Annotated in this window: 13 protein-coding genes; 10 read left to right on the top strand and 3 right to left on the bottom strand. The window is 64.1% G+C overall.

Annotated features, from left to right (window positions below; translation table 11 throughout):
* Window positions 1–10: 10 nt before the first annotated feature.
* The 4 genes from ABMA46_RS05860 to mgrA all read left to right on the top strand — a co-directional run bounded on the left by ABMA46_RS05860 (window position 11) and on the right by mgrA (window position 4401).
* The gene (locus tag ABMA46_RS05860; RefSeq protein ID WP_348998366.1) at window positions 11–1126 is read left to right on the top strand and encodes an ABC transporter ATP-binding protein; all 1116 of its coding nucleotides are present in this window, start codon (window positions 11–13) and stop codon (window positions 1124–1126) included.
* A gap of 31 nt (window positions 1127–1157) precedes the next feature.
* On the top strand, window positions 1158–1919 hold the full coding sequence (locus ABMA46_RS05855) for a sugar phosphate isomerase/epimerase family protein (RefSeq protein ID WP_348998365.1): 762 nt from the start codon (window positions 1158–1160) through the stop codon (window positions 1917–1919).
* 5 nt (window positions 1920–1924) lie between these two features.
* The gene (locus tag ABMA46_RS05850) at window positions 1925–3064 is read left to right on the top strand and encodes a Gfo/Idh/MocA family protein (protein ID WP_348998364.1); all 1140 of its coding nucleotides are present in this window, start codon (window positions 1925–1927) and stop codon (window positions 3062–3064) included.
* 290 nt (window positions 3065–3354) lie between these two features.
* Window positions 3355–4401 (top strand): L-glyceraldehyde 3-phosphate reductase, encoded by a 1047-nt coding sequence (gene mgrA / locus ABMA46_RS05845; protein WP_348998363.1) that lies wholly within the window; start codon window positions 3355–3357, stop codon window positions 4399–4401.
* A gap of 19 nt (window positions 4402–4420) precedes the next feature.
* On the opposite strand, the gene ABMA46_RS05840 is transcribed toward mgrA, so the two are convergent.
* Both ABMA46_RS05840 and polA read right to left on the bottom strand, forming a co-directional pair.
* Window positions 4421–4828: a Fur family transcriptional regulator gene (locus tag ABMA46_RS05840; protein ID WP_348998362.1), complete on the bottom strand. Its 408-nt coding sequence runs from the start codon at window positions 4826–4828 to the stop codon at window positions 4421–4423.
* Window positions 4829–4972: 144 nt separating this feature from the next.
* Window positions 4973–7963 (bottom strand): DNA polymerase I, encoded by a 2991-nt coding sequence (polA, locus tag ABMA46_RS05835; protein ID WP_348998361.1) that lies wholly within the window; start codon window positions 7961–7963, stop codon window positions 4973–4975.
* Between the two features lie 434 nt (window positions 7964–8397).
* Between polA and ABMA46_RS05830 the strand changes: the two genes are divergently transcribed.
* From ABMA46_RS05830 to ABMA46_RS05810, 5 genes are all read left to right on the top strand, one after another.
* Window positions 8398–9795, top strand: coding sequence for a M20/M25/M40 family metallo-hydrolase (locus tag ABMA46_RS05830; protein WP_348998360.1), 1398 nt, complete (start codon window positions 8398–8400; stop codon window positions 9793–9795).
* Window positions 9792–10415 carry a ribonuclease D gene (locus ABMA46_RS05825; RefSeq protein ID WP_348998359.1) on the top strand — a complete coding sequence of 208 codons (624 nt, stop codon included), beginning with the start codon at window positions 9792–9794 and terminating at the stop codon, window positions 10413–10415. Before ABMA46_RS05830 ends, ABMA46_RS05825 begins: the two co-directional genes overlap by 4 nt.
* Window positions 10416–10474: 59 nt before the next feature.
* Window positions 10475–10672: a hypothetical protein gene (locus ABMA46_RS05820; protein ID WP_348998358.1), complete on the top strand. Its 198-nt coding sequence runs from the start codon at window positions 10475–10477 to the stop codon at window positions 10670–10672.
* A 119-nt stretch (window positions 10673–10791) separates the two neighbouring features.
* Window positions 10792–11046, top strand: coding sequence for a GlsB/YeaQ/YmgE family stress response membrane protein (locus tag ABMA46_RS05815; protein WP_348998357.1), 255 nt, complete (start codon window positions 10792–10794; stop codon window positions 11044–11046).
* Window positions 11047–11084: 38 nt separating this feature from the next.
* On the top strand, window positions 11085–11219 hold the full coding sequence (locus ABMA46_RS05810) for a hypothetical protein (protein ID WP_348998356.1): 135 nt from the start codon (window positions 11085–11087) through the stop codon (window positions 11217–11219).
* Between the two features lie 92 nt (window positions 11220–11311).
* Here the strand turns inward: ABMA46_RS05810 and ABMA46_RS05805 are convergent, their stop codons facing one another.
* Window positions 11312–11614 (bottom strand): DUF982 domain-containing protein, encoded by a 303-nt coding sequence (locus ABMA46_RS05805; RefSeq protein ID WP_348998355.1) that lies wholly within the window; start codon window positions 11612–11614, stop codon window positions 11312–11314.
* Window positions 11615–12240: 626 nt separating this feature from the next.
* Here ABMA46_RS05805 and ABMA46_RS05800 point away from each other — a divergent pair.
* Entirely contained in the window at window positions 12241–16095 is a 3855-nt protein-coding gene (locus tag ABMA46_RS05800; protein WP_348998354.1) for a nidogen-like domain-containing protein, read from the top strand.
* Window positions 16096–16393 lie beyond the last annotated feature (298 nt).

Here is a 16393-nt window from a genome sequence, read left to right as displayed (position 1 = left end):
CGGGGTGAAGATGACAGTCACGACAGATAGCGTTGCCGCCGTGCCCTCGAGCGTCTCGATCCAGGATCTTTCGCTGAGCTTCGGAACCGTCAAGGTGCTGAAATCGCTCGACCTCGACATAAAGGAGGGCGAGTTCGTGGTGCTGCTCGGGCCGTCCGGCTGCGGCAAGTCCACGCTGCTCAACTGCATCGCCGGCCTGCTCGACATTTCCGGCGGCCGCATCTTCATCAAGGGCAGGAACGTCACCTGGGAGGAGCCGAAGGACCGCGGCATCGGCATGGTGTTCCAGTCCTACGCGCTCTATCCGCAGATGAGCGTGGAGAAGAACCTGTCCTTCGGCCTGCGCGTCGCCGGCACGCCGAAGGACGAGATCGCAAGGCGCATCGCGCGCGCGGCCGAAATCCTGCAGATCGAGCCGTTGCTCGACCGCAAGCCCGCCGCGCTGTCCGGCGGCCAGCGCCAGCGCGTGGCGATCGGGCGCGCTCTGGTGCGCGACGTCGACGTCTTCCTGTTCGACGAGCCGCTCTCCAACCTCGACGCCAAGCTGCGCTCGGAACTGCGCGTCGAGATCAAGCTGCTGCACCGGCGGCTCAAGAACACGATGATCTACGTCACCCACGACCAGATCGAGGCGATGACGCTGGCCGACCGCATCGCGGTGATGCGCGCCGGCGTCATCCAGCAGTTCGACGAACCGCAGGTGATCTACAAAAAGCCGGTGAACCGTTTCGTCGCCGGGTTCCTCGGTTCGCCCGGCATGAACTTTCTGGACGGCGAAATCATGCTGCGCGGCGGCCAGGCCGCCTTCGTCGCCGACGCCATCGACGTGCCGCTGACCAAATATGATTTCGGTCCCGCCGGCGCGAAGCCGGGCCCCGCCGTCCTCGGCATCCGGCCGGAGCACATCGCCGTTAACGCCGGCAGCGACTGGCCGTTCGAGGCGGCGGTGCCGGTCGAGATCGTCGAGCCGATGGGCTCCGATACGATCGTCTGGTCGAAGCTCGGCCGGCAGGCCGTCACCATGCGGGTGACGGCGGAACGGTCGCCGAAGGTCGGCGACCGCATCGGCATCGGCTTCGATCCCATCAACGCCTCGCTGTTCGACACGGACGGCAACCGCCTGTGAGTTTCCATCCCGAGCAAACGGAAAGCACGCCATGAACTGGTCGTTTCAACTCTACAGCGCCCGCAAGTTCCCGCCGTGGGACAGAATCCTGAAACTGCTGGCGGATGCCGGCTATGCGGAGGTCGAGGGGTTCGGCGGCATCTATGACGATCCGGCGGGCTTCCGGGCCGAACTCGACAGGAACGGCCTGGCCATGCCGACAGGGCATTTTTCCATCGACGCGCTCGAAAACGATTTCGACGGCGTGCGGCGCATCGCCGATGCGCTGGGCGTGAAACTGATGGTCTGTCCTTATCTTGTTCCCGAGGCGCGGCCTTCGGACACGACTGGGTGGCGCGGCTTCGGCGAGCGGCTGGCGAAAGCCGGCGAGCGGGCCAAGGCGGCCGGATACGGTTTCGCCTGGCACAATCACGACTTCGAGTTCAAGGCGCTGCCGGACGGTTCCGTGCCGATGGAACATCTGCTGTCCGCGGCGCCAGGGATCGGCTGGGAATTCGACGTGGCGTGGTGCGTGCGCGGCGGCAGTGACCCGATGCGCTGGATCGACCGGCACGGACAGCGCATCAGCGCCGTCCACGTCAAGGACATCGCGCGGCCGGGCGAAGGGCAGGACGAGGACGGCTGGGCCGATGTCGGGCACGGTTCGATGGACTGGGCCAAGCTGCTCAGGGCATTGCGGGCCGAAACACCGGCGAAGTACTTCATCATGGAGCAGGACAACCCGAACGACATCGAACGCTTCGCGCGGCGCTCGCTCGCGGCGGTGCAGAGCTACCAGGACGCGAAGGGATAACGGTCATGGCGAGGAGACTGGGGGTCGGCGTCATCGGCTGCGGCAATATCTCCGCGGCCTATTTCAGACTGGCGCCGCTGTTTCGCGGCATCGAGATGCGCGCCTGCGCGGACATCGACATGGCCGCGGCAAGGGCCCGCGCCGGAGAGTACGAGATTCGGGCGGAGACGGTGGACGGCCTGCTCGCCGCACCCGACATCGACATCGTGGTCAACCTGACGAATCCGGCCGCGCATTACGCGGTGTCGAAGAAGGTGCTCGACGCCGGCAAGCACGTCTATTCGGAAAAACCCTTCGTGCTTTCGGTCAGGGAGGGGCTGGACCTGAAGAAGCGGGCCGCAGGAAAGGGGCTGCGCATCGGTTCGGCGCCCGACACCTTCCTCGGCGGCGCGCATCAGCTTGCGCGCAATCTCATCGACAGCGGCAAGGTGGGAAAAATCACCAGCGGCACGTGCTTCGTGATGGGACACGGCATGGAGCACTGGCATCCGAATCCGGATTTCTTCTTCCAGCCCGGCGCCGGGCCGGTGCTCGACATCGGGCCTTATTATGTCACCAATCTGATCCAGCTGATCGGACCGGTGCGCCGGGTGGCGGCGGTTGCCACGACGCCGGCGAAGGAGCGCACGATCCTGTCGAAACCGCGCAAGGGAGAAAAGATCGCGGTCAACACGCCGACCACCATCCACGCCGTTCTGGAGTTCGAGAACGGCGCCGTGGTGACGCTGAACACCAGCTGGGACGTGTGGGTCCACAACCACGCGCCGATGGAGCTTTATGGCGAGGCGGGCACGCTCTTCGTGCCGGACCCGAATTTCTTCGGCGGCAAAGTGAGCTACACCAGTGCGGACAAGACGGTGACATCATTGCCGAAATGGGAGCATCCCCTTGCCGTCGCCAACGAGAAGCATCCGGCGGGGATGATGGCCAACTACCGCACCGCGGGACTGGCCGACATGGCGCTCGCCATCCTGCAGGACCGGCCGCATCGCTGCTCGATGGAGCTGGCGCTGCATGCGGTGGACGTCATGACGTCGATCCTGAAGTCGGGCGAAACGGGCAAGTTCGTCGCCATGCAGACGACATGCGGGCGCCCGGCTGCGCTGGGCGTGAAGGAAGCGAAGGCGATGATGGCGAAGCGGTAGCAGCGAGGGACTTCCACAATCTCGGTCGTCGCGCACCCCCACCCCTAACCCCTCCCCACAAGGGGGAGGGGGACGTGGGCGCGGCAGCTTCCCCTCCCCCTTGTGGGGAGGGGTTAGGGGTGGGGGTGCGACGCCATACGCGGTTGTCTGCCGGCAACGGGGAGAAGGAGAATGGCCGCGCCGGCGGCCACCCCCTCGCCCCGTTCACGGGGAGAGGGTAAGGGTGAGGGGCAGCGCCGACTCGCCTGGTTCGGCGCTACCCAACACGATTTCGATTTCGAGGATTACCCATGCCCTACACACCCGCCGAAAATCGCTATTCCGCCATGCTCTACAACCGCTGCGGCCGGTCGGGGCTGAAATTGCCGGCGATCTCGCTCGGGCTGTGGCACAATTTCGGAGACGACACGCCCCATCGAACCAAGCAGGCGATCCTCCACAAGGCGTTCGACCTCGGCATCACGCATTTCGACCTCGCCAACAATTACGGCCCGCCGCCCGGCTCGGCGGAGACCGCTTTTGGTAGACTCCTGCGCGAGGACTTCGCCGGCTACCGCGACGAACTCATCATCTCGACCAAGGCCGGCTACGGGATGTGGCCCGGACCCTACGGCGAGTGGGGCAGCCGCAAATACCTGCTTTCCAGTCTCGACCAGAGTCTCAGGCGCATGGGACTCGACTATGTCGACATCTTCTATTCGCACCGCTTCGATCCCGACACGCCGCTGGAGGAAACGATGGGTGCGCTCGATCATGCGGTGCGCTCGGGCAAGGCGCTCTATGCCGGCATCTCGTCCTACAATTCGCAGCGTACGCGCGAGGCCGCCGATATTCTCAAGCGCCTCGGCACGCCCTGCGTCATCCACCAGCCAAGCTACTCCATGCTCAACCGCTGGGTGGAAGAGGACGGGCTGCTCGACACGCTGGACGGTCTGGGGATCGGATCGATCGTGTTCACGCCGCTGGCGCAAGGCATGCTGACCAACAAATATCTCAACGGCATCCCCGAAGGCAGCCGCGCCAGCCAGGGCAAGTCGCTTCGCCAATCCTTCATCACCGAGGAAACGGTCGCCAACATCAAGGCGCTGAACGAGATCGCCAAGAAGCGCGGCCAGAGCCTTGCACAGATGGCGCTCGCCTGGGTGCTGCGCAAGGGCCGCGTCACCTCGGCGCTGATCGGCGCCAGCCGGCCCGAGCAGGTGGAGGACTGCGTCGGCGCGCTGAAGACGCTCGACTTCAGCGACAGCGAACTGGCCGAGATCGACCGCTATGCCCGCGAGGCGAACGTCAATCTGTGGGCGCAGTCGGCGGAGCGCAAGGGGCCGCCGCGCAAGTAGGGGAAAACCGCGAACAGGGTCAGGCGGCGCCTGCCGCCTGGCATTTCGCGCAGACGCCGCGGAACTCGATGACGGCCTTCTTCGGCGCGAAGCCGGTGGAGCGTACCCAGTCGTCGAGTTGGTGGCCGATGGCATGGTCGGAGAATTCACTGGCCTGGCCGCACTGGTCGCAGATGGCGAAGGCGATCATGGAATGGCTGTGGTCGTGCGGCTCGGCGCAGGCGACGAAGGCGTTGAGGCTCTCCAGCCTGTGCACGAAGCCTTCCTTGATGAGCGCATCGAGCGCGCGATAGACCTGCAGCGGCGCGCGGAAGCCGCGCTCGCGTAACTGGTCGAGCAGCATGTAGGCGCTGAGCGGCGCGCTGGCGCGCTCGAGCTTTTCCAGGACCGAGATCTGGTTCTTGGTGAGCGCCGCCCTTGCCGTCATGATGTGTGCCTGCCTTTGCCCCGCCGGTCTGGCGAGCCTTCCCATGACATAGCGAGGAAGCGCCGGTTTTTCCACCTTGCCGTTTTGTCCCGCTTCAAGCAGGCGAGGGTACGGCTGCCCCGTTCGGCTGTCGGTCGGCCTACTTTAGTGCGCTTCGTCCCAATTACCGGCGGCGCGGGCGTCGACCTGCAACGGCACCGACAGCGACACGGCGGGCATGGCGGCGTTCTCCATCACCTGCCTGACGACGGGAATGGTCGCGTCGACCTCCTGTTCCGCCGTCTCGAAGATCAGTTCGTCATGCACCTGCAGGAGCATGCGGGCTGACAGCCCGGCATCCGCCAGCGCGCCCTCCATGCGCACCATGGCGCGGCGGATGATGTCCGCTGCCGTTCCTTGCAGGCGCGCATTGATGGAGGCGCGCTCGTTGAAGGCGCGAACCGAGGGGTTCGGGGAGCGTATCTCGGGATAGTGGATGCGGCGGCCGAACACGGTCTCGACATAGCCGTTCTCGCGCGCATAGGCCTTGGTCGTCTCGATATAGTCGCGGATGCCGGGGAAGCGCTCGAAATACTTCTTGATATAGGCGCCCGCTTCCTCGCGCGGGATCGAAAGCTGGTTGGCGAGGCCGAAGGCCGAGATGCCGTAGATGATGCCGAAATTGATCGCCTTGGCGCGGCGGCGCACTTCCGAGGGCATGCCTTCGACGGGAACGCCGAACATCTCGGAGGCGGTGATGGCGTGGATGTCGGCACCCTCGGCGAAAGCCTGTTTCAGTTGCGGAATGTCGGCCACGTCGGCGAGCACGCGCAGTTCGATCTGGCTATAGTCGGCCGATATCAGCCTGTTGCCCGGCTCGGCGATGAAGGCGGTGCGGATCCTGCGGCCTTCGGCGGTCCGCACCGGAATGTTCTGGAGGTTCGGGTCGGACGAGGACAGCCGCCCGGTCGTCGTCGAGGCCAGCGAATAGGACGTGTGGACGCGCTTCGTCTCGGGATGGATGAAGCCGGGCAGGGCGTCGGTGTAGGTGGATTTGAGCTTGGTAAGCTGGCGCCAGTCGACGATCTTGCGCGGCAGCGCGTGGCCTTCCGCCGCAAGGTCCTCCAGCACCCGCGCCGATGTCGTCCATTGGCCCGTCTTCGTCTTGGTGGCGCCCGGCAGCCCCATGCGGCCGAACAGAATGTCGCCGAGCTGCTTGGGGGAGCCGATGGTGAAGCGCTCGCCGGCCAGTTCGTAGATTTCGTCCTCCAGCCCGGCCGCGCCCTGGGCCAGTTCTCCCGACAAGCGCGACAGGATCTGCCGGTCGACGGATATGCCGCGCTGCTCCATGCGCGCCAGCACCGGCACCAGCGGCCGTTCCAGCCGCTCGTACACAGACACCAGCCCCTTGGCCGCCAGTCGCGGCTTCAGCACCAGCCACAGGCGCAGCGTGACGTCGGCGTCCTCGGCGGCGTAGCAGGTCGCCTTGTCGAGGGGCACCTGGTGGAAGCCGATGAAGCTTTTTCCCGAGCCAGCCACCTCCTTGAAGGCGATCGGCTTGTGGCCGAGCCATTTTTCCGAGAGCGCATCCATGCCGTGCCCGCCGGACGTTCCGGCGTCGAGCACATAGGAGATCAGCATGGTGTCGTCGTAGGAGACGACGTCGATGCCGTGGCGCTGCATGACGACGAGGTCGTATTTCAGGTTCTGCGCGATCTTCAGGACTGAGGGGTCTTCCATCAAGGGCTTGATGGCGGCGAGCGCGTCGCGGATCGGAATCTGGTTTTCCACCAGCCCGCCGCCGAGCAGGTCGTCCTCGCCATTCTTGTGTCCGACCGGGACATAGGCCGCATGGCCGGGCCGGATGGCGAGCGAGAAGCCGCATAGGTCCGCCTGCATGGGGTCGAGCGAGGTGGTCTCGGTATCGAAGGCGACGATGCCCGCCTCGCGTGCGTCCGCTACCCATTGTTCGAGCGTCGCGAGGTCGCGGATGCAGTGGTAGGCGTTGACGTCGATCTTGTCAGCCACCGCCGTTTCCGCCCGCATGGCGGAAAGCAGCGAGGGAGAATCCCCCTCCTCCTTGAGGGGAGGGGTTAGGGGTGGGGGTTCTGAAGCGTCGGCGCTCGACGAAATACCCCCACCCGCGCCTCCGGCGCGACCTCCCCTCAAGGGGGAGGTAGAGGCGCTGCCCACATCCGGTCCGTGCGCGGTATCGGCGCGCTCGACCGCGACCGAAGCCGCCTCGATATCGGCCGGCTCGGCGCCGGTCGCTTCCGCGACGCGGCGAGTCAGCGAGGAAAATTCCATGGCCTTGAGGAAAGCGATCAGCTTCGGGCCGTCGGCGGGCTGGAGGATGAAGTCTTCCAGGCCTTCGCCGACTGCAACGGGCACGTCGGTCTTCAGCGTCACCAGGTCGCGTGAGATGCGCGCCTTGTCGGCGTTGTCGATGATGGACTGGCGCCGCTTCTCCTGCTTGATTTCCGTCGCGCGCGCCAGAAGCGCGTCGAGGTCGCCGAACTGTTCGAGAAGCTGGGCCGCGGTCTTGGGGCCGATGCCGGGAACGCCGGGAACGTTATCGACCGAGTCGCCGGTCAGCGCCTGCAGGTCGATCATCTTTTCCGGCGGCACGCCCCATTTCTCGATCACTTCGGGAATGCCGATCTGGCGGTCCTTCATCGGATCGTACATGCCGACCGTGGGGCCGACGAGCTGCATCAGGTCCTTGTCGGAGGAGACGATGGTGGTGTCGCCGCCGGCCTCGCAGGCGAGCCGGCAGTAGGTGGCGATCAGGTCGTCGGCCTCGAAGCCTTCCATCTCGACGCAGGGCAGGCCGAAGGCGCGCGTCGCCTCGCGGATCAGGCCGAACTGCGGAACGAGGTCTTCCGGCGGCGCCGAGCGGTTGGCCTTGTATTCCGGATAGAGATCGTTGCGAAAGGTCTTCGAGGAATAGTCGAAGATGACGGCGAAATGGGTGGGCGTGGTGCCGACATCGGTGTTGCGCGCTTCGCGCAGGAGCTTCCACAGCATATTGCAGAAGCCGGAAACGGCCCCGACCGGCAGGCCGTCCGACTTGCGCGTCAACGGCGGCAGCGCGTGATAGGCGCGGAAAATGTAGCCCGAGCCGTCGACAAGAAAGAGATGATCGCCTTTTTTCATGGGTGCTAGCCGTACCGTGCAGGTGCTGGCGTGTCCACGGCAAACGCCCCGCGCAAGACAGGTTCCGACAACGTCCTGACAGGAGGCGTCAGCACTCTCACAAGCATGTTACGAAGATGTAATGTTCGTGCCCTTGAATCGCCACGTTGTGCGACCCAGATAGCAGTCATCGGCAGTTTTCGCCGAAGTCCGGAGCAAGGCCCGTCCCCCGCCTATGCCGGACACCTGCGGCAGCCTATCCCCCTCTCCGGGCTGCCGCAATGTTTGAGTATCGCCGCCGTGGTTCCCCCTCCACCACGGCGGCGTCTTTTTGTCCCGATCCCTTTATCCCGGCCCCTGTGCCGCCGTTTTTACCGCCCGGTTTGCCTGGGGCGGGCTTTCCGTTTGCAATCGACGCCGTTACGGTTGCGCCGCAAATGTGAAAGGCCTTCGGAATGTCTGCAATTTCCTCCGTCCTGGACCGGCTCGACCGGGACTTCGACAATAGCCTGGACAGGCTGTTCGACCTGCTCCGCATCAAATCCATATCGACCGACCCGGCCTTTGCCGCCGACTGCCGTGCTGCCGCCGAGTGGCTTGTCGCGGATCTGAAGACGATCGGCTTCGATGCGTCGGTGCGCGCGACGCCCGGGCATCCGATGGTGGTGGCGCACCACGACGGCCCGGCGGATGCGCCGCACCTCCTCTTCTACGGCCACTACGACGTGCAGCCGGTCGATCCGCTCGACCTGTGGGACGACGATCCATTCGATCCGAAGCTCAAGGAGATCGAACCCGGCCGCAAGGTCATCACCGGGCGCGGCTCCTCCGACGACAAGGGACAGCTCATGCTGTTCGTGGAGGCGTGCAGGGCGTGGAAGGCGGAGCATGGCGCGCTGCCGTGCCGGATCACGCTCCTGTTCGAGGGCGAGGAGGAAAGCGGCTCTCCCTCGCTGAAACCGTTCCTCGAGGCGAATGCGGAGGAACTGAAGGCCGATGTCGCGCTGGTCTGCGACACCGACATGTGGGACCCCGAAACGCCGTCCATCTGCACCTCGCTGCGCGGGCTGGTCGGCGAGGAAGTGGTGGTCAAGGCGGCGAACCGCGACCTGCATTCGGGCATGTATGGCGGGCCCGCCGCCAACCCGATCCGCATCCTGGCGAAGATCCTCGCCGACATCCACGACGATACCGGCCGCGTCACCATTCCCGGCTTCTACGAGGGCGTGGACGAGGTGCCCTCGCAGGTGCTGAAATCGTGGGAAGCGCTGGGCCAGAACGCGGAAAGTTTCCTCGCACCCATCGGCCTGTCGATCCCGGCCGGCGAGAGGGGCCGTTCGGTGCTGGAGATGGTGTGGGCGCGGCCGACGGCCGAGTTCAACGGCATTTCCGGCGGCTATGAAGGCAAAGGCTTCAAGACGGTGATCGCCGCGCAGGCCTCGGCGAAAGTGTCGTTCCGCCTCGTGCAGAAGCAGGATCCGAAGAAGGTCCGCGCCGCCTTCCGCCAGTTCGCCTCCGAGCGCCTGCCAGCCGACTGCCATATCGAATTCCATCCGCATGGCGGCTCTCCGGCGATCCAGCTCGCCTACGATTCGCCGTTCCTGACCAGGGCGCGCAACGCGCTGACCGAGGAATGGGCGAAGCCGGCGGTGACGGTCGGCTCCGGTGGCTCCATTCCCGTCGTCGGCGATTTCCAGACCTATCTCGGCATGGAATCGCTGCTGGTCGGCTTCGCGCTGTCGGACGACCGCATCCACTCGCCCAACGAGAAATACGACCTGAAGTCCTTCAGGAAAGGCCAGCGATCGTGGGCGCGCATCCTTGATGCGCTGACGAAGGAGGCGGGCCGATGAACAGTTCCATTCGTTTCCATCGCCACGACCTGCCGAACCTTTCCCACTACGATGTCGAGGCGGTCGCCATCGACACGGAGACGCTCGGCCTCAACCCCCATCGCGACCGGCTGTGCGTGGTGCAGCTTTCGCCGGGCGACGGGACGGCCGACATCGTCCAGATCGCACCGGGCCAGAAGCGGGCGCCCAACCTTGCGGCGCTGCTCAGGAACAGGCGCATCACCAAGCTCTTCCACTATGGCCGCTTCGATATCGCGGTGCTCTATCACGCCTTCGGCGTCATGGCCGAGCCGGTGTTCTGCACCAAGATCGCCTCGCGGTTGACCCGCACCTACACCGACCGGCACGGGCTGAAGGACATCTGCAACGAGCTTCTCGGCGTCAGCCTGTCCAAGCAGCAGCAATCGTCCGACTGGGCGGCCGAGACGCTGTCGCCCGAACAGCTCGACTATGCGGCTTCCGACGTTCTCTACCTGCACCGGCTGCGCGAGGTGCTGGCCGGGCGGCTGGCGCGGGAAGGGCGGACGAAGGAGGCGGAAGCCTGTTTCCGCTTCCTGCCGACGCGCTCGAAGCTGGATCTCATGGGCTGGGCGGAACAGGATATCTTCGCGCACAGTTGAGCGACCGGGAACCTTGCCGGGATTCCGGCGTTTGTCGGCGCGACACGAAGGAGAGGAACATGGCCGAGCGACAGCCGATGGCAAGCGCGCCGAAAGACGGCTCCGAGGTGACGGTCTACTGGACGGATGCAGACGGGGTCATGAACGAATCCGTCGGCCGCTGGCAGGACGGCGGCTGGTGGGTCTATGTCGACAGCGACACCAGAAAGCGCGTCCAGCCGTCGAGCTGGCGGCCGGACGGCGCGGGCGAGACCTGAAAAGTTCAGCGGTGGCGGGAACTGGTGAACGCCGGGGATTTGACATAGCCTCGGTCGTTGCAACCAGTGGCTGATTCGGCCCCTTGCGGCCCCGGCCACCGTAACAGGAGGGAAACGCAATGGGCGTTGAAAGTCTGGTGGTCTTCATCATCATCGGCGCGATCGCTGGCTGGCTGGCCGGCCTCATCGTCAAGGGCTATGGCTTCGGACTGCTCGGCAACATCGTCGTCGGTATCGTCGGCGCCTTGATCGCCGGCTGGCTCTTCCCGGCGCTGGGCGTCAGCCTCGGCACGGGCATCGTCGCAGCCATCATTCATGCGGTGATCGGGGCGGTGATCCTACTCGTGCTGATCCGGCTGGTGAAATCGGCATAGCATCAAGGACGAGGATCGGAGCGCGTCATGAACGCAACATGCTTTATCTGGTGATCGGCGCGCTCGTCGTCATCGTCGTGGTGCTCGGCGCCTATCTCTACCGGCAGGAGACGAAGCCGGAAGGCGTCGAGATGAAAATCGACGACAACGGGATTTCCATCCAGAAGAACTGAAGCGGCGGAGCTTCACCGCCGCCAGGCTTGATCCTTGTCGCGCGGCGACGCCCGTTCAATCGGCCTTTCGCGAGGAGGTCATCTGATGTCCGTCAGGTGGCGAGCCGGCCTCGCCTTTCGAAGGGATCAGCCGCCGCCGGCTTCGGTCCCTTGTCGATAAGCAATCCGGTGATACGAGCGAAGCCAGCGAACGACTTGCGCGCTTCCTCCGCGCTCATCTGCGCCGCCATCGCCGCCGAGCAGCAATTCAGGGCGCAGCGGAAAACCGGTCCCCGCCGGCCCATCGGCCATTCCCGCAGGAAGGCCATGGCGTCGGCAACGTTCTCGATCTCCTCGACCGGATGACCGGCGCCACGCGAAACGCGCACGGGCGACAGGAACTGCAAGCGGTCCATGACTTCCTCCCGGATATGCAATGACGGGCCGCAATTCGGCCTGACCGTCAAACGCATTACGGAAAGATTGGTTCCCGCCGATGCCCCGACAGCGACGCAGTGCGATAGCCAGAGCTGCTGTCTCGCCTTGACACGCACTCTGCAGGACGTCGCCCTTGCCGGTAGAGCGGGATAGCGGACAGGCGCATCACCTTCGACAAAGGTTCGGATTGCGTGAAATCGCTATGCCGTAGCAACATGCGAATTTCTTGAGTGTCCTGAGGTCGGTCATGTCCGCCTGACCGACCGGCGTTTCCCGAGATTCTGAAAGGCACGAGCAGGTCAAGCGTTGTAGTTCTTTCATCTGACTGTCATCGACGCACGCGTATCTTGCCGAGCAAGATTGCTGCGAAAGCATCCTTGCCCAGTGGCAGAAGTCTTGGGGTTCATCTGCAAGGGATGAACAGGGTGTCAGAGCGATAGCGCAGACGATACTGCGCCAGATACTGCTTTTTACTTTCGTGACGGGCCTCGGCATGGGGCCTCCGTTGACTCGTCGGGATGGGATTGTAAGTTAAAGAAGGGTAAATGACGGAAACCGCAGGGTTCAAGTGTTTATTTGAATCCATGTCGTCAAGGGGGACATCATGACGATCACGTATCAGGCTCTTCTTGTGAGCGGTGCCCACGGCTGGCACAATGGCACCGGCACGATCACCTATTCCTTCCTCGGCGACATCCCGAGCTATTACGACCAGATAGACACCAATGGCGACGGGATCGACGACGCCTACGACATCGACGGGCACGGACATACGCCCAACTATCCCTACGAACTGCCGATCGCTACAACCAGCGTATCGCTTTCCGTAGAGGAGCGGGCTCTGGCGGAGAGGGCCGTGGCGGCGTGGAACGCCGTCGCCAACATCCATCTCGTCGCCGGCGGCGCCGATGGAGGCGAGGCGGGAGGCCCGGTTCCGGGCAACGGCCATCTGGTGGGAGGGCTCGGAGGTACAGCCGGATTTGGCGAGACGGAGCTTTACAGGAACGACGATGGCTATTCGTCATACGATATCACGTCGGTCTTCAGCGACGGGATCAATTTTGGCGGCCAGACCTATACGAGCATATATGTAAACACCAACGGCAGTATCTCGTTCGAAAACGGGATCTCTCAATATACGCCAAGTTCCATCACGGCCGGATTGACGCCGATGATCGCGCCGTTCTGGGCTGATGTCGATACGCGGACGGACGGTGAAGCTCCTGAAAGCAACCCTGTCTATGTCGATTTCGACAGCGTGAACAAGGTGCTGACCGTCACCTGGAGCATGGTCGGTTATTACGACTACAACGCCGACAAGACGAATTCCTTCCAACTCCAGCTTTACGACCGTGGCGAGGGGGACTTCGATATTGTCTTCCGTTATCAGGACATCGAGTGGGTGACGGGTGATGCGAGCGGGGGAACCGGCGGCCTCGGCGGCACGCCCGCGCACGCGGGATTCACGCAAGGAGACGGCAGCGATTTTTACGAATTGTCGCAATCCGGCGATCAGTCGGCGCTGCTGCAACTCGAAAATACGGCCGGCAACACCGGCGTGAACGGACTGTGGGTGTTCCACGTCCGGGACGGAACTGTCGCCGGCGACATTACCTTTGCCGGGGGCGATTTCTCGGATCCCAACCTGTTCGGATTCGTTTCCGACTTTCCCGGCACGCTGGGCACGCCCAGCCTGAACGGCGACGTCTGGATGAATGAAGGCAATTCGCTGCAGGCCGGCGCCTCCTATGGCGACACGGGCTGGCAGACCTATCTCCATGAACTCGGACATGCTCTGGGGCTGCACCATCCGAACGAGGATCCGAACAATACGGCGGCAGACCCACGCAACAACAATCAGTGGACCGTCATGTCCTATGTGCCGCATCCGGGAGAGGCCGGCGTACCGGATCCGGAGGCGGCCTATCCGCTGACGCCGATGATTCTCGATATCCAGGCGATGCAGGCGCTCTATGGAGCCAACCTGACCACGCATACCGAGAACACGAACTACGTTTCTGGAAACAACGCCCAGTTCGCTCTGGCGGACGGCGGCACGATCGACGGCAGGACCGCCATCTTCACGATATGGGACGCCGGCGGCGTCGATACGATCAATGCGTCCAACCAGACATCGGCCGTCTCGATAAATCTGAATCCGGGTACTTTTTCGACGATCGGATCGGTCGCCAACAATATCGGCCTCGCCACCGCTGTCACCGTTGGCGGCGTTGTCGTCAACTATGTGGAAAACGCGGTCGGCGGCTCGGCTAACGATCTGCTCGTCGGCAATGCCGACAACAATGTCCTTGACGGCGGTACGGGCGCCGACCTGATGCAGGGCGGCGCCGGCAACGATACCTACGGGGTCGACAACGCCAACGACATCGTCGACGAGAGCGTGGTGGGCTCGAACGGCTTCGACCGGGTGCAGTCAGCGCTGTCGATCAACCTGTCGGACGCTGCCCATTTCAAGGGCGACATCGAGATGGGCGTGCTGCTTGGAACTGCCGACCTCAACCTTACCGGCAACACCCTCAACAACCTGCTAGTGGGCAATGCCGGCAACAATTTCATCAACGGCGGCACCGGTGCCGATCTCATGCAGGGCGGTGCCGGCAACGACACCTACATCGTCGACAATGTCGGCGACATCGTCGACGAGAGCGTGACCGGCTCGGACGGCTTCGACCGGGTGCAGTCGGCGCTGTCGATCAACCTTGCCGATGCTGTCCATTTCAAGGGCGCCATCGAGATGGGCGTGCTGACGGGCAGCGCCAACATCAATCTCACCGGCAACGGCCTCGACAACCTGCTGATCGGCAATGCCGGCAACAACTTCATCGACGGCGGCGCCGGCAACGACACGCTGCAGGGTGGTGCCGGCAACGACACGCTGCAGGGCGGCACCGGCGCCGATCTCATGCAGGGCGGCGCCGGCAACGACACCTACATCGTCGACAATGCCGGCGACATCGTCGACGAGACTGGATCGGATGGTTTCGACCGGGTGCAGTCCTCGATCACCATCAACCTGTCGGACGCCGTCCACGTCAAGGGCGACATCGAGATGGGCGTGTTGACCGGCAGCGCCAACGTCAACCTCACAGGCAACGGCCTCGACAACCTGCTGATCGGCAATGCCGGCAACAACTTCATCGACGGCGGCGCCGGCAACGACACGCTGCAGGGCGGTGCCGGCAACGACACGCTGCAGGGCGGCACCGGCGCCGATCTCATGCAGGGCGGCGCCGGCAACGACACCTACATCGTCGACAATGCCGGCGACATCGTCGACGAGACTGGATCGGATGGTTTCGACCGGGTGCAGTCCTCGATCACCATCAACCTGTCGGACGCCGTCCACGTCAAGGGCGACATCGAGATGGGCGTGTTGACCGGCAGCGCCAACGTCAACCTCACAGGCAACGGCCTCGACAACCTGCTGATCGGCAATGCCGGCAACAACTTCATCGACGGCGGCGCCGGCAACGACACGCTGCAGGGTGGTGCCGGCAACGACACGCTGCAGGGCGGCACCGGCGCCGACCTGATGCAGGGCGGCGCCGGCAACGACACCTACATCGTCGACAATGCCGGTGACATCGTCGACGAGACTGGATCGGATGGTTTCGACCGGGTGCAGTCCTCGATCACCATCAACCTGTCGGACGCCGTCCACGTCAAGGGCGACATCGAGATGGGCGTGTTGACCGGCAGCGCCAATGTCAACCTCACAGGCAACGGCCTCGACAATTTGCTGGTCGGCAATGCCGGCGACAACTTCATCAACGGCGGCGCCGGCAACGACACGCTGCAGGGCGGTGCCGGCATCGACACGCTGCAGGGCGGCACCGGCGCCGACCTGATGCAGGGCGGCGCCGGCAACGACACCTACATCGTCGACAATGCCGGCGACATCGTCGACGAGAGCGGCGCCGACGGCTTCGACCGGGTGCAGTCCACGTTGAATATCAGCCTTTGGGACACGGCACATGTCAAAGGGGCGGTCGAGATGGGGGTGCTGACGGGCAGCGCCAATATCAACGCCTCGGGCAACGACCTCAACAACCTGCTGGTCGGCAACAGCGGCAACAACATCCTCAATGGCGGCTGGGGCAACGACACGCTGACCGGCGGTGCGGGGCATGATACGTTCGCCTTCACCACGGCGCTGCACAATACCGCCAATGTCGACACCATCACCGACTTCGTCTCGGGCGACGACACCATCCAACTGGCGAGCGCCATCTTCACGGCGCTGACGGCGACCGGCACGCTCGCCGCCTCCGCCTTCGCCATCGGCGCAGCCGCCACGCCCAACCAGCACATCCTCTATAACGAAACCAACGGCTGGCTCAGCTACGATGCCGACGGCAGCGGCTCCGGTGCCGCGATTCATTTCGCCACCCTCTCCACCCATCCGACCATCTCCAATACGGATTTCGTCGTCGTGTGAGGGCGCACAGGACAAGCTGGCGTCTAAACTTCGGCCAAGTGCTTCAGAAGCACTTGGCCGGTTTTACCCGAAGCATTGCGTGCGAAGCTGGAAGCTCCGCCGAAACTGCGGAGGTAAGCGCCGCCTGTTTGGCACACAGACAACAAGGGCAACGAATATAAAGGCCTACCGGCCACCAACCGCGAAATCTCTGTTTGCGGGCACCCTGAAATTCTATACTTTCTTTCGATAACAACCCTCTGGCGGGGATCGTGGTGCCAACGGCGAAACAAACAATACTGGCCGCGCGCGCACCATC

This window comes from Mesorhizobium hunchu (assembly GCF_040081975.1).
Taxonomy (GTDB): domain Bacteria; phylum Pseudomonadota; class Alphaproteobacteria; order Rhizobiales; family Rhizobiaceae; genus Mesorhizobium; species Mesorhizobium hunchu.
The sequence above is the reverse complement of the archived record's forward strand: the minus strand, read 5'-3'. Positions and strand labels throughout refer to the sequence as shown.

Excerpts from the sequence above, each read along its gene's own strand:
- ABMA46_RS05860 (WP_348998366.1), top strand. The coding sequence starts at position 11 with ATGACAGTCACGACAGATAGCGTTGCCGCCGTGCCCTCGAGCGTCTCG.
- ABMA46_RS05855 (WP_348998365.1), top strand. The coding sequence starts at position 1,158 with ATGAACTGGTCGTTTCAACTCTACAGCGCCCGCAAGTTCCCGCCGTGG.
- ABMA46_RS05850 (WP_348998364.1), top strand. The coding sequence starts at position 1,925 with ATGGCGAGGAGACTGGGGGTCGGCGTCATCGGCTGCGGCAATATCTCC.
- mgrA (WP_348998363.1), top strand. The coding sequence starts at position 3,355 with ATGCCCTACACACCCGCCGAAAATCGCTATTCCGCCATGCTCTACAAC.
- ABMA46_RS05840 (WP_348998362.1), bottom strand. The coding sequence starts at position 4,828 with ATGACGGCAAGGGCGGCGCTCACCAAGAACCAGATCTCGGTCCTGGAA.
- polA (WP_348998361.1), bottom strand. The coding sequence starts at position 7,963 with ATGAAAAAAGGCGATCATCTCTTTCTTGTCGACGGCTCGGGCTACATT.
- ABMA46_RS05830 (WP_348998360.1), top strand. The coding sequence starts at position 8,398 with ATGTCTGCAATTTCCTCCGTCCTGGACCGGCTCGACCGGGACTTCGAC.
- ABMA46_RS05825 (WP_348998359.1), top strand. The coding sequence starts at position 9,792 with ATGAACAGTTCCATTCGTTTCCATCGCCACGACCTGCCGAACCTTTCC.
- ABMA46_RS05820 (WP_348998358.1), top strand. The coding sequence starts at position 10,475 with ATGGCCGAGCGACAGCCGATGGCAAGCGCGCCGAAAGACGGCTCCGAG.
- ABMA46_RS05815 (WP_348998357.1), top strand. The coding sequence starts at position 10,792 with ATGGGCGTTGAAAGTCTGGTGGTCTTCATCATCATCGGCGCGATCGCT.
- ABMA46_RS05810 (WP_348998356.1), top strand. The coding sequence starts at position 11,085 with ATGCTTTATCTGGTGATCGGCGCGCTCGTCGTCATCGTCGTGGTGCTC.
- ABMA46_RS05805 (WP_348998355.1), bottom strand. The coding sequence starts at position 11,614 with ATGGACCGCTTGCAGTTCCTGTCGCCCGTGCGCGTTTCGCGTGGCGCC.
- ABMA46_RS05800 (WP_348998354.1), top strand. The coding sequence starts at position 12,241 with ATGACGATCACGTATCAGGCTCTTCTTGTGAGCGGTGCCCACGGCTGG.